At 70.1% G+C, this 16768-nt stretch carries 13 protein-coding genes; 6 read left to right on the top strand and 7 right to left on the bottom strand.

The genetic code is table 11. The annotated features are described in order from the left end of the window. Positions 1 to 303: 303 nt before the first annotated feature. Both ACIHCL_RS03195 and ACIHCL_RS03200 read left to right on the top strand, forming a co-directional pair. Positions 304 to 861: a hypothetical protein gene (locus ACIHCL_RS03195; protein WP_399856375.1), complete on the top strand. Its 558-nt coding sequence runs from the start codon at positions 304 to 306 to the stop codon at positions 859 to 861. A 135-nt stretch (positions 862 to 996) separates the two neighbouring features. Next, complete coding sequence (locus ACIHCL_RS03200) at positions 997 to 1620, top strand: class F sortase (RefSeq protein WP_399856377.1); 624 nt, start codon at positions 997 to 999, stop codon at positions 1618 to 1620. A gap of 43 nt (positions 1621 to 1663) precedes the next feature. On the opposite strand, the gene ACIHCL_RS03205 is transcribed toward ACIHCL_RS03200, so the two are convergent. From ACIHCL_RS03205 to dusB, 5 genes are all read right to left on the bottom strand, one after another. Continuing rightward, positions 1664 to 2458 (bottom strand): sulfite exporter TauE/SafE family protein, encoded by a 795-nt coding sequence (locus tag ACIHCL_RS03205; protein WP_399856379.1) that lies wholly within the window; start codon positions 2456 to 2458, stop codon positions 1664 to 1666. Positions 2459 to 2586: 128 nt separating this feature from the next. After that, positions 2587 to 3000 (bottom strand): VOC family protein, encoded by a 414-nt coding sequence (locus ACIHCL_RS03210; RefSeq protein WP_399856383.1) that lies wholly within the window; start codon positions 2998 to 3000, stop codon positions 2587 to 2589. Positions 3001 to 3382: 382 nt separating this feature from the next. Continuing rightward, positions 3383 to 4357 (bottom strand): ArsR/SmtB family transcription factor, encoded by a 975-nt coding sequence (locus tag ACIHCL_RS03215; RefSeq protein WP_399856385.1) that lies wholly within the window; start codon positions 4355 to 4357, stop codon positions 3383 to 3385. A 578-nt stretch (positions 4358 to 4935) separates the two neighbouring features. After that, positions 4936 to 7683, bottom strand: coding sequence for a pyruvate, phosphate dikinase (ppdK, locus tag ACIHCL_RS03220; RefSeq protein ID WP_399856387.1), 2748 nt, complete (start codon positions 7681 to 7683; stop codon positions 4936 to 4938). A 1027-nt stretch (positions 7684 to 8710) separates the two neighbouring features. Continuing rightward, complete coding sequence (dusB, locus tag ACIHCL_RS03225; protein WP_399856388.1) at positions 8711 to 9859, bottom strand: tRNA dihydrouridine synthase DusB; 1149 nt, start codon at positions 9857 to 9859, stop codon at positions 8711 to 8713. Between the two features lie 172 nt (positions 9860 to 10031). On the opposite strand from dusB, the gene ACIHCL_RS03230 reads away from it, so the two are divergent. After that, positions 10032 to 11516 (top strand): MFS transporter, encoded by a 1485-nt coding sequence (locus tag ACIHCL_RS03230; RefSeq protein ID WP_399856389.1) that lies wholly within the window; start codon positions 10032 to 10034, stop codon positions 11514 to 11516. Between the two features lie 257 nt (positions 11517 to 11773). Here the strand turns inward: ACIHCL_RS03230 and ACIHCL_RS03235 are convergent, their stop codons facing one another. Together ACIHCL_RS03235 and ACIHCL_RS03240 are read right to left on the bottom strand one after the other, a co-directional pair. Further along, a complete protein-coding gene (locus tag ACIHCL_RS03235) occupies positions 11774 to 12049 on the bottom strand; it encodes a DUF6243 family protein (RefSeq protein WP_399856391.1) in 276 nt (91 codons plus the stop codon). A gap of 320 nt (positions 12050 to 12369) precedes the next feature. Further along, positions 12370 to 13752, bottom strand: a complete 1383-nt coding sequence (locus ACIHCL_RS03240) for a glycine--tRNA ligase (protein ID WP_399856392.1) — start codon at positions 13750 to 13752, stop codon at positions 12370 to 12372. A gap of 152 nt (positions 13753 to 13904) precedes the next feature. On the opposite strand from ACIHCL_RS03240, the gene ACIHCL_RS03245 reads away from it, so the two are divergent. The 3 genes from ACIHCL_RS03245 (at position 13905) to ACIHCL_RS03255 (ending at position 16695) form a co-directional block, all read left to right on the top strand. Then, positions 13905 to 14876: a metal ABC transporter substrate-binding protein gene (locus ACIHCL_RS03245; protein ID WP_399856394.1), complete on the top strand. Its 972-nt coding sequence runs from the start codon at positions 13905 to 13907 to the stop codon at positions 14874 to 14876. A gap of 140 nt (positions 14877 to 15016) precedes the next feature. Then, a complete protein-coding gene (locus ACIHCL_RS03250) occupies positions 15017 to 15799 on the top strand; it encodes a metal ABC transporter ATP-binding protein (protein WP_399856395.1) in 783 nt (260 codons plus the stop codon). A gap of 2 nt (positions 15800 to 15801) precedes the next feature. Then, entirely contained in the window at positions 15802 to 16695 is an 894-nt protein-coding gene (locus ACIHCL_RS03255; RefSeq protein ID WP_399856397.1) for a metal ABC transporter permease, read from the top strand. The last annotated feature ends 73 nt before the right edge of the window (positions 16696 to 16768 follow it).

Here is a 16768-nt window from a genome sequence, read left to right on the forward strand (position 1 = left end):
CACGAGGTCATGCATGTGATGTGCACCACTCCGCTTCCGGTGATGTCACCCATTTGGCAGCGATCTTCACGGAACCGCCGCCACTTCGCTCGATCACCGCTGCGACCTGCACGGATGCGGTTTGGCAAGAGGGCCACGCCGTGCCGTCCGAGTGGAAACTGACTTGACGTCAGCAGGCATGGCGGGCGCGCCGCCCGTTAGCTCGGAGTCAGGACACCGCTGCTCGCGAAAGAGCTGCTCAGCCGCCCGGCTGTTCGGCCACTCGCGGGACAGCCGCTCGCGCACATCGCCGGAGGAACCCCCATGCGTCCTGCTCGCCCAGTGACCGGTGCCGCCACCGTCGCGGTCTCCATAGCCGCACCAGCCGCACTCGGCCTCCTCGCCGCCGGGGGGCCCGCGTACGCGGACACCACCGGCGCCACGGCGCGGTCCGGCCCGGTGGCCGCGACATCCGTCGGCGGCGTCCCCGGGGAGCAGGGCGGCGGGGACGGACCGGCGGGAACGGGACACAACACGCCCTTGGGCGGCGTCAACGTCCCCTCGCTGCTGGACTCCGTCGGCGGACTCAACGCCGTCCCCGGGCTCGGTACGACCGCCAGGAACGAGGGCTCGAACGACCGCGGCGACCGGAACTCGAACGGGGACGGAGGCTCGTCCGGGCGCGACGACGCGTCATCGGGACGCGACGGCTCTTCGTCCGGGCCCGAGGGTCCGCGCGGGCACGTCAAAACTGGTGTCGGCGGCAGTGTCCGGTCCGACACCACCCAGATCGCGGCGGGCGCCGGCGTAGTCGCCGGAGCCGCCGCCGGCGGAGCCTGGCTCCTGCGTCGTCGGGCGAGCGGCACGCAGGGAGCCGGCTGACGGAGACGGATTCACGTCCCGTACCGCCCGGTCCCGCCCCGGTGGTCGCGCGCCACCGGGACGGGGCCGCACCCATGCCCGTCCCCACGTCCCGCGCACCCGTACCGTCTTCGTCTCATCATCCGGAGGACGACCGTGTCCGAGAAGGGCAAGGGCTGGCTGCTGGTCCTCGCGGCACTGGCCGGTGTCTGGCTGATCCGCCACGGTGCCGAAAGCCGGCTGATCCCGCCCCAGCCGACCACCGCGCAGGCGTTCGCCGCCGGCCCGGCACCGCAGCCGGGGTCGCCCGTCGCCGAACCGCTGAAGCCCTCGGCCCCGGTGCGCATCCGGATCCCGAGCATCCGTGTCGACGCCCCGATGACGCGGCTCGGGCTCGGCGCCGACGGAAGTCTCGACGTGCCGCCCGCCGAGGACCGCAACCTCGTGGGCTGGTACGGGGGTGGCACTCCCCCGGGCTCCAAGGGCAGCGCGATCGTCGCCGGTCACGTCGACAACGCGCGCGGGCGGTCGGTCTTCTACGACCTGGGCGCCCTCCAGAAGGGGAGTGAGGTGGAGGTGGTCCGCCGGGACGGGCGCACTGCCGTCTTCTCACTCGACGCGATCGAGGTCTACGACAGTGACGCCTTCCCCGACGAACGGGTGTACGGCGATTCTCCCTACGCCTCGGTCCGGCTGATCACCTGCGGCGGCGGGTTCTCGAAGAAGACCGGCTACCAGGGCAACGTGGTGGCGTACGCCCATCTCACGGAAGTGCGCTGAGAGGCGGCGACACCCCTGTGCGGCGCCGGTGGCGCAGCACGCCTCACGCCGCCCACTGGTCGAACCCCAGCTTCGCGACCAGTGAGAACACGACGACCAGCAGCACGACGCGGACGAAACCGCTGCCCCTGCTGAGCGCCATCCGCGCCCCGACGAGACCGCCCACCAGGTTGAACACCGCCATCAGCGCCCCCAGTCGCCACATGACGTTGCCCTGGTACGCGAACATCGCCAGCGCCCCGCCGTTGGTGCAGACATTGACGATCTTGGCGTTGGCGGACGCGGTCACCAGGTCGAGGTGGAGCACGGCGGTCAGGGCCAGCACCAGAAACGTTCCGGTGCCGGGGCCGAACAGCCCGTCGTAGAAGCCGATGCCCCCACCGACCAGCAGGATCGCCGTGACGGTACGGGCGCGGCTGACCTGCCGCCACGTGTTCTCGCCGCCGTCCGCGACCGCCCCGAACGACGGCCGCAGCAGCACGAACGCCGCGACCCCCAGCAGCACCACCATGATCACGGGACGCAGCACCTCGCTGCGGATCCCGGCGGCGAAGAACGCCCCGGTCATCGATCCGGCCAGGGCCGCGAGCCCGATCCGCAGGGCCGTCCGGAGTTCGACCGGCGTCTTGCGCAGATATGTCGCGGCGGCGCCCGTCGTGCCGACGATCGCGACCGCCTTGTTGGTGCCGAGGACCTGCGCGGCGGGGACGTGCGGGAGGCCCAGCAGCAGGGCGGGCAGCAGAAGCAGTCCACCACCGCCGACCACCGCGTCGATCCAGCCCGCGGCGGCTGCGGCGAGGCAGAGGGCGACCAGGGTGGTGAGTGCTATGTCGGGCATGATCGCGACCCTAAGGACGCGGTCGCGCCCCCGTCCAACCACTTCGGCCGGTACGCGGAAAAGCTGAGCGGGATCTGGGCCTCACCGGCCCGCCGGTGCCCCGGCGGGCGGCTCGGCCCGGCCCGAACTCATCCCTGCTGCGCTCCGATGGCGGCCGGGTCCATCCACATGACCTCCCAGATGTGCCCGTCCGGGTCCTGGAAGGAGCGGCCGTACATGTGGCCGAAGTCCATCGGTTCGTTGGCGGGCGATCCCCCGGAGGCGAGCGCGGTATCGGCGATCTCGTCGACCTTCTCGCGGCTCTCCGCGCTCAGCGCCAGGATCACCTCGGTGGTCGCGGAGGCGTCGGCGATCCCCTTCTTGGTGAAGTCCTTGAACCGGGACTCCGTGAGGAGCATGACGAAGATCGAGTCGCTGATGACCACGCAGGCGGTGTGCTCGTCGGTGAACTGCGGGTTGCACGAGTAGCCGAGCTTGCCGAAGAACGTCTTGGCCGTTTCGAGGTTCTTGACCGGCAGGTTCACGAAGATCAACTGAGACATGTTCGTTCCACTCTCTCGGATGTTCGAACGCTTTACGACAGGTAGACCGCGCGACCCCACGGAACTCATCGCTGTCGGTGAAGAAAATTTTCCACTGGTCGACGGAAGGCGGCGACCGGTCCTCCCCGCCCCCGCGAGCGGGCACCGGAGCCGGGCGCACACCTGCCGGCATGCGACAAGCGTCCGTGGGTGTCCGGCACATCCCCGCCGACGCGTGGCAGGCGTCCGTGGGGCCCGTCGGTCGCCGCCGACGCACGGCGTACGGCCGCCGCGGTCCGGCTAGCACCTGCCGAAGCCCGGCCCGACGCCCGCCGGTACCGGCGGGCGCCCACCGGAACGCGGCCCGCGCCCCCGCGAGCGGACGAGCGGCGGCGGGCCGCGGTCAGGACATGGCGAGCGGCGCGCCGCCCCGGAGCAGCGATCCGCCCAGCGGGGTGAGCGTGTGCAGGACCGCGCTGCCGTGCCGCAGCGTGTGGATCAGACCGGCCTCGCGCAGCACGCAGGCGTGCTGGCTCGCGGAGGCGAGCGATATACCGGCGCGGAGGGCGAGTTCGCTGGTCGTGCAGCCGTTGCCGATGGCCCGCAGCACGGTCGAGCGGGTGTTGCCGAGGAGCCGGCCGAGCCAGGGCCCCGATTCGGCGAAGACCGGGGCGCGAGAGTGGGTGACCGGGTAGACGAGGACAGGCGGGAGCCGCTGGTCCCGGTAGACGACCGGTGTGACGCGGCAGAAATAGGAGGGCTGGAGCAGCAATCCCCTGCCGTTCAGACGGATCTCACGGTCGAAGGGGTAGTCGGCCTCCAGCACGGGAGGCCGCCAGCGGATCATGGGCGGGAGGGAGGCGAGCAGTTCCTCGGTCCCGCCGTCCAGGAGGGCGCGGCCCCGGACGGCCCGGTCCGCCTCGATGCTGGACCGGATGTGCGGCCAGTACGGTTCGATCGCGGCGCGGTGGTAGGCGCGCAGGGCGTCCGCGAGTCGGCCGAGCGGCTCGATCCGCCCGCCCGGAACGCGGCCCGGCACACGTCGCCCCGAGCCCAGCAGGGCCAGTTCGGCGCGTATCCGCTCGGACGGGGTGTCGCGCAGCGCCTCTATTCCCGCGTCGAGGGTGTACGGCTCGCTGCTTTCCTGCGAAGGTGTCAGGAAGTCCGGGAAATAGCCGCGCGGCGGAATCACGGCTGCCAACAGGCGTACTTCATTATTCAACCGTGGCCGGGTTTCCTTGCGCCATTCCCCGAACACCGTCGAACCGCGCCGGTCCCGCAGCCGGTGGAAACTCAGAATGGTTTCCCACAGCGCGTCCGGCCGAGTGGCCATCCGCACCTTTGACAGGTCCACTCCGGACATGTGGATACGCAGCACCGGGCCCCCACCTGTTGCACGTGCAATTACCCCCATCCCAGGGTATGCGACCCATAACCCCACGTCACCACGGGGTTTCGGCCAGAGGTGAAACGTCTCGCCTCCTCACGTCGCCACCGGAAAGCTGTACGGCGTCGGGTGCGTATCCGGAGCCACCGGAAGAGCGAGTGAAGGCCGTGGGGGGTTTTGCTCGTTCGGCGGCGGTCGGCGACGGTGCGGCTCCGCACCCGACGGGGGTAAGCCGGGGTGCGGTCCGTGGGTGGGGATCCACGGGCCGTATCCCGGTCCATCGCGCGCGCCCGCTCGGTTAGGGCCATCCGGCCCTTGCGGCGGTCCGCCCCGTTACCACATCACGGTTACGGCGTGCCGACCCGTTGCGACCACGTCTTTGTTCGCTGAACAAACTCTGCGGATTGCACAATCGAATAGCACAGAATCGCACAGCCAATTCGCCGGAACGAAACGAAGCGGCGGCCCCGCGCACAGGGGCCGCCGCCCACGGAAGTCCCGGGACCGCCGCGCCGGACCGCTGAGGGTACGAACCGGCCTGCGGCGGCCCCGGGTCCGGGCGGGCCGCGTCAGCGGCTGTCGCTGCCGAGGGCCTCCGCCGCCGCCCGGCCCGCTTCGAGGCGGGCGACGGGGATGCGGAACGGGGAGCAGGAAACGTAGTCCAGGCCCACCTCGTGGAAGAAGTGCACCGATTCCGGGTCGCCGCCGTGCTCACCGCAGACGCCCAGTTTCAGGTCCGGACGAGTGGCCCGGCCCGCCTCGGCGGCACTGCGGACCAGCGAGCCGACGCCGTCCCTGTCGATCGTCTCGAACGGCGACACCCCGAAGATGCCCTTCTCCAGGTACGCGGTGAAGAACGACGCCTCCACATCGTCGCGGGAGAAGCCCCACACCGTCTGGGTCAGGTCGTTCGTGCCGAAGGAGAAGAACTGCGCGGCCTCGGCGATCTGCCCGGCGGTGAGCGCGGCACGCGGCAGTTCGATCATGGTGCCGATGGTCAGCTTCAGCTGGGTGCCGGTGGCCGCCTCGACCTCAGCGATGACCTGGTCGGCCTCCTCACGGACGATCTCCAGCTCCTGGACCGTGCCGACGAGCGGGATCATGATCTCGGCGCGCGGGTCGCCCTTGGCGTTCTTGCGATCCGCCGCGGCTTCGGCGATCGCCCGTACCTGCATGGCGAACAGCCCCGGGATGACAAGGCCGAGGCGGACCCCGCGCAGACCGAGCATCGGGTTCTGCTCGTGCAGCTTGTGCACCGCCTGGAGCAGGCGCAGATCGTTCTCGTTGGCGTCCTGACGGGCCTCGGCGAGCGCGACCCGCACCGACAGCTCGGTGATGTCCGGCAGGAACTCGTGCAGCGGCGGGTCCAGCAGCCGTACGGTGACGGGCAGCCCGTCCATCGCCTCGAACAGCTCCACGAAATCGGCCCTCTGGAGCGGGAGCAGCTCGGCCAGCGCGGCCTCGCGCTCGTCGTCGGTGTCCGCGAGGATCAGCTTCTCGACCAGCCCGCGCCGTTCCCCGAGGAACATGTGCTCGGTGCGGCACAGGCCGATGCCCTGGGCACCGAAGCGGCGGGCCCGCAGCGCGTCCTCGGCGCTGTCGGCGTTGGCCCGCACCCGCAGTCGGCGCACCCGGTCCGCGTACGCCATGATGCGGTGCACGGCGGAGACCAGTTCGTCGGCGTCGTCGGCGCCGGCGTGCATCCGGCCCTCGAAGTACTCGACCACCGGGGAGGGCACGACGGGCACCTCGCCCAGGTACACCTTGCCGGTGGAGCCGTCGATGGAGACGACGTCCCCCTCCTCGACGACCCGGCCGCCCACCGTCATCCGACGGCGCTTGGTGTCGACCTCCAGCTCCTCGGCACCGCAGACACAGGTCTTGCCCATGCCCCGGGCGACGACGGCGGCGTGCGAGGTCTTGCCGCCGCGCGAGGTCAGGATGCCCTCGGCCGCGATCATGCCGTCGAGATCATCGGGGTTGGTCTCGCGGCGGATCAGGATGACCTTCTCGCCGGACCGGGACCACTTCACCGCGGTGTACGAGTCGAACACGGCCTTGCCGACCGCGGCGCCCGGCGAGGCGGCGATGCCCCGGCCGAGCAGCTCGGTCTCCGCCTCCTCGTCGAAGCGCGGGAACATCAGCTGCGCGAGCTGGGCCCCGTTGACCCGCTGGAGCGCCTCGGCCTCGTCGATCAGGCCCTGGTCGACGAGCTGGGTCGCGATCCGGAAGGCGGCACCGGCGGTGCGCTTGCCGACCCGGGTCTGGAGCATCCACAGCCGGCCGCGCTCGATGGTGAACTCGATGTCGCACAGGTCCTTGTAGTGCGTTTCGAGCTTCTCCATGATCTGCATCAGCTGGTCGTACGACTCCTTGTCGATCGACTCCAGATCGGCGAGCGGCACGGTGTTGCGGATGCCGGCGACGACGTCCTCGCCCTGCGCGTTCTGCAGGTAGTCGCCGTAGACGCCCTGGTGACCACTGGCCGGGTCGCGGGTGAACGCGACGCCCGTGCCGGAGTCGGGGCCGAGGTTGCCGAAGACCATCGAGCAGACGTTGACGGCCGTGCCGAGGTCACCGGGGATGCGTTCCTGGCGGCGGTAGAGCTTGGCCCGCTCGGTGTTCCACGAGTCGAAGACCGCCCTTATGGCCAGGTCCATCTGCTCGCGCGCGTCCTGCGGGAAGTCGCGTCCGGCCTCCCGGGAGACGATGCCCTTGAACCGCCCGACCAGTTCCTTCAGATCGGCCGCGTCGAGATCCACGTCGACCGTGACGCCCTTGGCCTCCTTCGCCGCCTCCAGCGCCTCCTCGAAGAGGTCGCCGTCGACACCGAGCACGGTCTTGCCGAACATCTGGATGAGGCGCCGGTAGGAGTCCCACGCGAACCGCTCGTCACCGGCCTGCGCGGCGAGACCGACCACGGACTCGTCGGAGAGGCCGATGTTGAGGACCGTGTCCATCATGCCGGGCATGGAGAACTTCGCACCGGAACGGACCGAGACCAGCAGCGGATCGTCCGCCTGGCCGAGCTTCTTGTCCATCCGCGCTTCGAGGGCTTCGAGGTGTGCGCCGACCTCCTCACGGAGCTCCGCCGGCTCCTCACCGCTCTCCAGGTAGACCTTGCACGCCTCGGTGGTGATGGTGAAACCCGGAGGGACGGGGAGACCGAGATTGGTCATCTCGGCGAGGTTGGCGCCCTTCCCACCGAGGAGGTCCTTCAGATCCTTGTTGCCCTCGGTGAAGTCGTAAACGAACTTCTGCCCCTGAGACACCCGGGATTCCGGGGTGGATACGTGGGGATCTTTGTTTTCCGACACGGGTCTCGACTCCTCGAAGACGCGGTGGCTGCCCTGACGGCGAGGAACATACCCAGATCGAAGGTGCCTGGGTACGCCCACATGCGCGTCATGAGGGCTCAGCCACTCGTCCGCCAGCAGATCGAAAGTGGGACCGCCGATCTCCCAGGAGAAGAAGAGCGTTCACTTCTTGAATGAACCAACACTCACCGCTATCAATATTTCCCCATTTGACCACTCTACGCAAGGGAAGCGTCGATCGATCAAAGTGGGAGCCCATGGCACCGAGTGCCATCATTTGAGAAATGCATCCCTCAAAATTGCGCTCATTTGAGCGACTCAACTCTCAAGGTGGCGAGAATCACTCTATGCGCGGCGCTCAGATGTCACCATCTGGACACCCGAAAAACGATCAACAGTCACTCGTAGCTCATAGGGTGCAGCTCATTGTGATCAATTAGCTTGCACCGGCGGTCGTCGCGCGCATACCTGGATGCACTTCTAGCCAAATCACGCGAAATCTGGCTGGTTCGAACGCTCAGATGAGTGCACCCCCGGTTGCGGCACGCGGTGCCTTGCGTAGGAAGTGCCGCGTGCGCCCCGAGGGGAGCCCGAGTACGGAAGCGGCAACCGGTGCCGGAGAGGCGCACCAGGCCGTCCGATCCGCGCGTGACAAGGCCGCCGGGCACGAAGGACGAACGGTCCCCAACCCCGTGGCGCGGACGACGGGGACTCCGCAGCGCGGGGGCGCCCGCCCCGGGCCCATGACCAACCGGGGACGGGCCGCCGTCGACCGCACGGCGTGCGGCGACGGACGCCGGAACATGGACGCCGGCGGTACCCGGACGCCGGAACACGGACGCCGGAAAGCAGACGCCAGACCCTGCTCGCGAGGCGCCGCAGGCCGGACTCCGGCCCCGCCGGTCACCAGAAACCGGGTCACCGGCAGCCGGTCACCGGAACACGCGGCCCTGCCCCAGCCGGTCGCCGGTGCGCGCGGCCCGGCAGCCGGTCACCAGAACGTGGGAGCCGGCAGCCCGAGCCTCCCTCAGCCGCCCGAGGTGTCCAGTTCCGCGTCCGCGCCCACGCCCGCGCAGTCGTACGGGTCCTTCAGCCAACCGTCCGGAAGTGCCACTCGGTTGTTGCCCGAGGTGCGCCCGCGCGGCCCGTCCGCCCCCTCCGGCCAAGACTGGTCGAGGTCGAGCTCGTTCAGCTGTGCGCCCAGTTCGTCCAGCGACGAGGTGACCGCCAGCTTCCTGCGCATCTCCGAGCCGACCGAGAAGCCCTTGAGGTACCAGGCGACGTGCTTGCGGAAGTCGATCACACCCCGCGCCTCGTCACCGAGCCACTCCCCCAGCAGCGTCGCGTGCCGCAGCATCACATCGGCGACCTCACGCAACCGGGGCTCCTGCTTCGTCCCCGTGCCCTCGAACGCGCTCACCAGGTCGCCGAAGAGCCAGGGGCGGCCCAGACAGCCGCGGCCCACCACCACGCCGTCGCAGCCGGTCTCGCGCATCATCCGCCGGGCGTCGTCCGCGCACCAGATGTCGCCGTTGCCGAGCACGGGAATCTCCGGGACGTGCTCCTTGAGCCGGGCGATGGCGTCCCAGTCCGCGGTGCCGCCGTAGTGCTGGGCGGTCGTCCTGCCGTGCAGCGCGACCGCCTTGACGCCCTCCTCGACGGCGATGCGGCCCGCGTCGAGATAGGTGAGGTGGTCGTCGTCGATGCCCTTGCGCATCTTGATGGTGACCGGCAGATCGCCCGCGTTGGAGACCGCCTGGTTGAGGATCGCGCGCAGCAGCGGCCGCTTGTACGGGAGCGCCGAGCCGCCGCCCTTGCGGGTCACCTTGGGGACCGGGCAGCCGAAGTTCAGATCGATGTGGTCGGCGAGGTCCTCGTCGACGATCATGCGGACGGCCTTGCCGACGGTGACCGGGTCCACTCCGTAGAGCTGGATCGAGCGCGGGTTCTCGCTCGGGTCGAAGTGGATGAGCTGCATGGTCTTCTCATTGCGCTCGACCAGCGCCCGAGTGGTGATCATCTCGCTGACGAACAGCCCCTTGCCCCCGGAGAACTCCCGGCACAGGGTGCGGAACGGGGCGTTGGTGATGCCGGCCATGGGAGCCAGCACCACCGGCGGCTGCACCGAGTGCGGGCCGATCCGGAGCTGCGGGAGCGAGGGGGCGAGCGTGGTCATTGCTCCATTGTCGCGTACGGCGGGGAGCACTTCGCCGCCGTGGTCGGCGCGGAGCGGCCCGCCGCCGCGCACGGCTCCGAACGGTCCACCACCCCCGCCGTGTACGGCGCGGGGCCGCCCCGATCCGGCCGATCGCTCGGCACGGTTCATTAGTTAACCGTACTATCGATGTATGCCCGAGCTCAGCCCACGCCGACGGCAACTGGTACTGGCGATCTGCTGCATGAGTCTGCTGATCGTCAGTCTCGACAACACCGTCCTGAATGTCGCGCTCCCCTCCATCCAGAAGGAGCTGCACGCCTCCGTCGCCGGCATGCAGTGGACGATCGACGCCTACACGCTGGTCCTCGCCTCGCTCCTGATGCTCGCGGGGTCCACCGCCGACCGGATCGGCCGCCGCAGGGTGTTCCAGACCGGGCTGGTGCTCTTCACCCTCGGCTCGCTGCTCTGTTCCCTGGCGCCGAACCTGGAGTCGCTGGTGGCGTTCCGGATGGTCCAGGCGGTGGGCGGTTCGATGCTGAACCCGGTCGCGATGTCGATCATCACCAACACCTTCACCGACCCGCGCGAGCGGGCCCGCGCCATCGGTGCGTGGGGCGGCGTGGTCGGCATCTCCATGGCGGCGGGACCGCTGGTCGGCGGGCTGCTGGTGGACTCGGTCGGCTGGCGGTCCATCTTCTGGATCAATCTGCCCGTCGGACTCCTCGCGCTGCTGCTCACCTGGCGCTACGTCCCCGAGTCCCGCGCCCCGAAGCCGCGCCGCCCGGACCCGGTGGGGCAGTTGCTGGTGATCGCCCTGCTCGGCTCGCTGACATACGTCATCATCGAGACGCCGTCCGCGGGGTGGTCCTCGCCACACATCCTGGCGCTCACCGCGCTCGCCGTCGCCGCCCTCGCGGGGCTGCTGCTCTACGAGCCCCGACGCGCCGAGCCCCTCATCGACCTGCGGTTCTTCCGCAGCGCCCCGTTCAGCGGAGCCACCGTCATCGCGGTCTGCTCATTCGCCGCGCTGAGCGGCTTCCTGTTCCTCAACACGCTGTACCTGCAGAACGTACGCGGACTGAGCGCGCTGCACGCCGGTCTGTACATGCTGCCGATGGCGGCCCTGACCTTCGTCTGCGCCCCGCTGTCGGGACGGCTCGTCGGCAGTCGGGGACCGCGGCTGCCGCTGCTCGTGGCCGGGACGGCCATGACGGCGTGCGGGCTGATGTTCGCCGCGTTCGAAGCGGAGACGGACAACACCCTGCTCTTCACCGGGTACGTCCTGTTCGGTCTCGGCTTCGGCATGGTGAACGCGCCGATCACCAACACCGCCGTCTCCGGGATGCCCCGCGCCCAGGCCGGTGTGGCGGCGGCGGTCGCCTCGACCAGCAGGCAGGTCGGCGGCACGCTCGGGGTCGCCGTGATCGGCGCGGTGCTCGCGTCGGGCGTGGCCGGGACCGGGTCGCCGCACGGCTCCGCGTACGCGACCGCCTTCGTGGACGCGGGCAGACCCGCCTGGTGGATCATCACCGGATGCGGGCTGAGCGTCCTGCTGGTGGGGGCGCTGACCAGCGGCCGCTGGGCGCGGGAGACGGCACACAGGACCGCCGTGTTCCTGGAGGCGCGGACGACCGCCACCACCGGAAGTCAGCCCTCCACGGCATCCAGGGCCTGAAGGACACCCCGGCCGCCGGCCCCTGCTCCCCGGTTCGGGGATGCGGGGCGTGTCGGCGGTGGTGTCGCTGGTGCAGTCGGCCGCGGTGGTGCTGACCGTTCTGCCGGGCCTGCTGCTCCCGCGCCGGGTGGCGTGAGCGGCGCGGCGCCACGGCGCAGGGCGCCGGGGCGAAGGAGCCGGGCGCGGACAGGGGCGTGGGCCCGGATCGCCTTGGCTGGTCCGGGCCCACGGTCGGTCGTACGGATGGTGAGGGGGCGTCAGCTCCGTGCCGCGTCGTCCCGCTCGTCCGTGTCGGGCTGCGTGGCGGCATCCGGAGACGTCGGCTCGTCCTGAGCGGCGGACGGGACCACCGCCTCCGCGGATTCCGGTGCCCGCTGCGTGCGCTCACGCATCTTGCGCAGCAGGTCCTGCTTCTGGTCGGTGGCCGCCTTGCGGTCGGCCCGGTGTGCGGGGCTCACGCCCTGCTGGTCGGCGCGGGACAGCTTCTTGCGCTGCCCGCCCACGCCGAGAAGGTTGTTGCGGCTCTTGGCCACGGCGTTCTCCCATTCGTGATGAAGGGCGAAAGAGGGGAAGGGGTCTGAGGCGCCCCTTGACCGTTCCGGCAGGCGGCGGGTACCCGGACCCGCCACGCTCTCATTCGTAGATCTGGAAGAACGAAGACATGCAGTCACCGTATCCCGGTCCCGCAGGCCGCCGCACCCGGTTTTGCCAAGCCGCGTCGGCCCAGAACCGGACGGCGTACGCCGGAGCCCCCGGTCCTCCGCACCGGATGCGGGGGAACCGGGGGCTCCGGCCAGTGGTACCGCACCACCGGTGTCAACCGGTGGTGCGTAACGGCAGCGCGTGACCGGCGTCAGCAGCCGATCAGGCGGGCGGCGAGGTACGCCTGGATCTGGTCCAGGGAGACGCGCTCCTGCTTCATGGTGTCGCGCTCGCGAACGGTCACCGCGTTGTCGTCGAGGGTGTCGAAGTCGACGGTGACGCAGAACGGCGTGCCGATCTCGTCCTGGCGGCGGTAGCGGCGGCCGATGGCGCCCGCGTCGTCGAACTCGATGTTCCAGTTCTGCCGCAGGTCGGCGGCGAGGCCCTTGGCCTTCGGCGAGAGCTGCGCGTTGCGGGACAGTGGCAGGACGGCGACCTTGACCGGCGCGAGGCGCGGGTCGAGGCGCATCACGGTGCGCTTCTCCATGACGCCCTTGGCGTTGGGCGCCTCGTCCTCGATGTAGGCGTCGAGGAGGAAGGCGAGCATCGCGCGCCCGAGACCGGCCGCCGGCTCGATGACGTACGGGGTCCAGCGCTCGCCGGCCTCCTGGTCGAAGTACGACAGGTCGGTGCCTGACGCCTTGGAGTGCGCCTTGAGGTCGTAGTCCGTGCGGTTGGCGACGCCCTCCAGCTCACCCCACTCGCTGCCGCCGAAGCGGAAGCGGTACTCGATGTCGGCGGTGCGCTTGGAGTAGTGCGAGAGCTTCTCCTGCGGGTGCTCGTACCACCGCATGTTCTCCTCGCGCAGGCCCAGGCCGGTGTACCAGTTCCAGCGCTGCTCCATCCAGTACTCGTGCCACTTCTCGTCCTCGCCCGGCTTGACGAAGAACTCCATCTCCATCTGCTCGAACTCGCGGGTGCGGAAGATGAAGTTGCCCGGGGTGATCTCGTTCCGGAAGGACTTGCCCATCTGGGCGATGCCGAACGGCGGCTTGCGGCGCGAGGTCTGCTGCACCTGGGCGAAGTTGGTGAAGATGCCCTGGGCGGTCTCGGGGCGCAGGTAGGCGACCGAGCCGGAGTCCTGGGTCGGGCCGAGGTGGGTGGAGAGCAGCCCGGAGAACTGCTTGGGCTCGGTGAACGTGCCCTTGTTGCCGCAGTGGGGGCAGTTGAGGTCCGCCAGGCCGTTCGCGGGAAGATGGCCGTGCTTCTCCTCGTACGCCTCCTCCAGGTGGTCGGCACGGAAGCGCTTGTGGCAGGAGGTGCACTCGGTCAGCGGGTCGGTGAACGTGGCGACGTGGCCGGAGGCGACCCACACCTCGGTGGCCAGGATGACCGACGAGTCGATTCCGACCACGTCCTCGCGCGAGGTGACCATGTAGCGCCACCACTGGCGCTTGAGGTTCTCCTTCAGCTCGACGCCCAGCGGCCCGTAGTCCCAGGCGGCCCGCTGACCGCCGTAGATCTCACTGCAGGGATAGACGAAGCCACGGCGCTTGCTCAGGCTGACGATGGAGTCGATCTTGTCGGCGGCCACGGTGCTCTCTTCATTACGAGGATGAACGTCGAATGGTACAGATTACCGGCGGGCAGGCCCCTCCGATCAAATCGGCCCCGGTCCGGCCGAGTGCGCGGCCATCTCATCATCCTTGTTGACAATCGTTTCCAATTTCATTGAAAATGACTGTCATGAACGTCAGCCGCCTCATACCCACTGTCACCCTCGCCGGAGCGGTCGCCCTCGGCCTCACCGCCCTCACGGCCTGCTCCTCCTCGAACGCCGCCGGCCACAAGGACGACGGCAAGCTGAACGTGGTGGCCTCGTTCTATCCGATGCAGTTCCTCGCCGAGCAGATCGGCGGGAAGCATGTCTCGGTCACGACGCTGACCAAGCCGGGCGTCGAGCCGCACGACCTGGAGCTCACCCCCAGGCAGATCGGCGGGCTCGCCGACGCCGACTACATCCTCTACCTCAAGGGCATCCAGCCCGCCGTCGACGACGCCGTTCTGCAGTCCGGCGCCAAGCACACCGTCGATGCCTCGAAGCTCACGACGCTGGAGCGCCACGGCACCGAGACCGGCGACGGCCACGAGCACGCCGACGAGCACGGCCACGACCACGACCACGGCGACGAGGCCGGGGCCGACCCCCACATCTGGCTGGACCCGGTGAAGTACGCCGAGGTCGCCAAGGGCGTCGGGAAGTCGCTGGAGAAGGCCGACCCCGGTCACGCCGCGGACTACCGCACGAACACGGACGCCCTGGTCGGCAAGATCGACGCCCTGAACACCGCGTACGAGACGGGCCTGAAGTCCACCGCGACCAGGACCTTCATCACCACCCACTCCGCCTTCGGCTACCTCGCCGAGCGCTACGGCCTCACCCAGGAGGGCATCGCCGGGGTCGACCCCGAGGCGGAGCCCAGCCCCGCCCGGATCGCCGAGATCCACGCCATCGCGAAGAAGAACAAGGTCACCACCGTGTTCTTCGAGACGCTCGCCAGCGACCGGACCGCGAAGACCCTCGCCCGGGACACCGGGCTGAAGACCGACGTCCTGGACCCGCTGGAGGGAATCACGGACAAGTCCAAGGGCGACGACTACATCGGCGTCATGCGGTCCAACCTCGCCGCCCTGCAAAAGGCGCTCGGCGCGAAGTGACCCCGACGCCCCCTACCACCCCCGCGAGCCGCGCGAGCCGCGCCGCATCCGCGGGCCCGGCAGCCCCCGCGCCCCGGGCCGCACCCACCGCACGCGCGGTCCACGCCACACCACCCGCCACAGCAGCATCGGAGGCTCTCATGTCCGAGCCCGGGAGCACCACGATCGACCCCGTGATAGCCCTCCGGGGCGCCACGGCCACGCTCGGCGCGCGTGCGGTGCTGCGCGGTGTCGACCTGACGGTCCACCGCGGCGAGGTCGTCGCCCTGCTCGGCGCCAACGGCTCGGGCAAGTCGACCGCCGTGCGTTCCGTCATCGGCCAGGTGCCGCTCACCGGCGGCTCCGTCGAGCTGTTCGGCACCCCGCTGCGCCGCTTCCGCACCTGGTCCCGCGTCGGCTACGTGCCCCAGCGCACCACCGCCTCGGGCGGCGTGCCGGCCACGATCCGCGAGGTCGTCTCGTCGGGTCGGCTCTCCCGCAGGCGGCTGGGCCCGTTCCGCAAAGCCGACCGGGTCGCCGTCGACCGGGCCATCGAACTGGTGGGGCTGGCCGACCGGGCCGGGGACTCGGTGAACGCGCTCTCCGGCGGGCAGCACCAGCGCGTGCTGATCGCCCGGGCGCTGGCCGCCGAACCCGAACTGCTGATCATGGACGAGCCGATGGCCGGCGTCGACCTGGGCAGCCAGGAGATCCTCGCCACGACGCTCCGTGAACAGGTCGCGGCCGGTACCACGGTGCTGCTGGTGCTGCATGAGCTCGGCCCGCTGGAGCCGCTGATCGACCGCGCCGTCGTCCTGCGCGACGGCTGTGTGACGCACGACGGTCCGCCTCCGAAGGCAGTGGGCCAGCACGCCCTGCCCGGACACGACCATGTACACCCCCACGCGGCCACCGAGCCCGTCCGCACCGGACTGCTGAGCTGATCATGGAATTCCTCGATCCCCCCTTCATGCAGCGGGCCCTGCTCGCCGCCGTCCTGGTCGGCGTCATCGCCCCCTCCGTCGGCGTCTACCTCGTCCAGCGCCGCCAGGCCCTGATGGGCGACGGCATCGGCCACATCGCGATGACCGGTGTCGGCCTCGGCTTCCTGCTGTCCACCAGCCCGGTGTGGATGGCCACGGCGGTCGCCGTCGCCGGCTCCGTGGTGATGGAGCTGATCCGCTGGTACGGGCGCACCCGCGGCGACATCGCGCTGGCCATGCTGTTCTACGGCGGCATGGCGGGCGGTGTCCTGCTGATCAACCTCTCCAGCACCGGCTCCAACGCCAACCTCACCTCGTACCTCTTCGGCTCGCTCGCCACGGTCTCCTCCGAGGACATCACCGCGATCTGCCTGCTGGCCGCCTTCGTCCTGCTGGTGTCGCTGGGGCTGCGGCGGCAGCTCTTCGCGGTCAGTCAGGACGAGGAGTTCGCCCGTGTCACCGGGCTGCCGGTGCGCGCACTGAACCTGCTGGTCGCCGTCACGGCGGCGGTGACCGTCACCGTGGCCATGCGGGTCGTCGGGCTGCTGCTGGTCAGCGCCCTGATGGTGGTGCCGGTCGCGGCGGCGCAGCAGATCTCCCGGTCGTTCCGGCTGACGTTCGTGCTGTCGGTCGTCATCGGTACGGCGGTGACCCTGGCCGGCACCGTGACCTCGTACTACCAGGACGTCCCGCCGGGCGCGACGATCGTGCTGCTGGCCATCGTGGTCTTCGTCGCCCTGACGCTGCTCGCGACCCCGCTGGCCCGGCGACGTGCCCGGCGGAGCGAGGAGGCGTCCGGCGAGTGCACCCTTGAAGTACCGGCCGGACGGCCCGCCGAGAACGAACTTCGCGTCTGACCACGGGGCCCGGGCGGACTGGCCGGACTGGCACAATGGCCCGACAACAGGTACGCGCGACACGAGGAGGCGG

The sequence above is a fragment of the Streptomyces sp. NPDC052042 genome, from assembly GCF_044548345.1.
Lineage (GTDB): Bacteria > Actinomycetota > Actinomycetes > Streptomycetales > Streptomycetaceae > Streptomyces.

Coding starts and splice junctions, on each gene's coding strand:
- ACIHCL_RS03195 (WP_399856375.1), top strand. CDS start 304: ATGCGTCCTGCTCGCCCAGTGACCGGTGCCGCCACCGTCGCGGTCTCC.
- ACIHCL_RS03205 (WP_399856379.1), bottom strand. CDS start 2,458: ATGCCCGACATAGCACTCACCACCCTGGTCGCCCTCTGCCTCGCCGCA.
- ACIHCL_RS03210 (WP_399856383.1), bottom strand. CDS start 3,000: ATGTCTCAGTTGATCTTCGTGAACCTGCCGGTCAAGAACCTCGAAACG.
- dusB (WP_399856388.1), bottom strand. CDS start 9,859: ATGACCACGCTCGCCCCCTCGCTCCCGCAGCTCCGGATCGGCCCGCAC.
- ACIHCL_RS03230 (WP_399856389.1), top strand. CDS start 10,032: ATGCCCGAGCTCAGCCCACGCCGACGGCAACTGGTACTGGCGATCTGC.
- ACIHCL_RS03245 (WP_399856394.1), top strand. CDS start 13,905: ATGAACGTCAGCCGCCTCATACCCACTGTCACCCTCGCCGGAGCGGTC.
- ACIHCL_RS03250 (WP_399856395.1), top strand. CDS start 15,017: ATGTCCGAGCCCGGGAGCACCACGATCGACCCCGTGATAGCCCTCCGG.
- ACIHCL_RS03255 (WP_399856397.1), top strand. CDS start 15,802: ATGGAATTCCTCGATCCCCCCTTCATGCAGCGGGCCCTGCTCGCCGCC.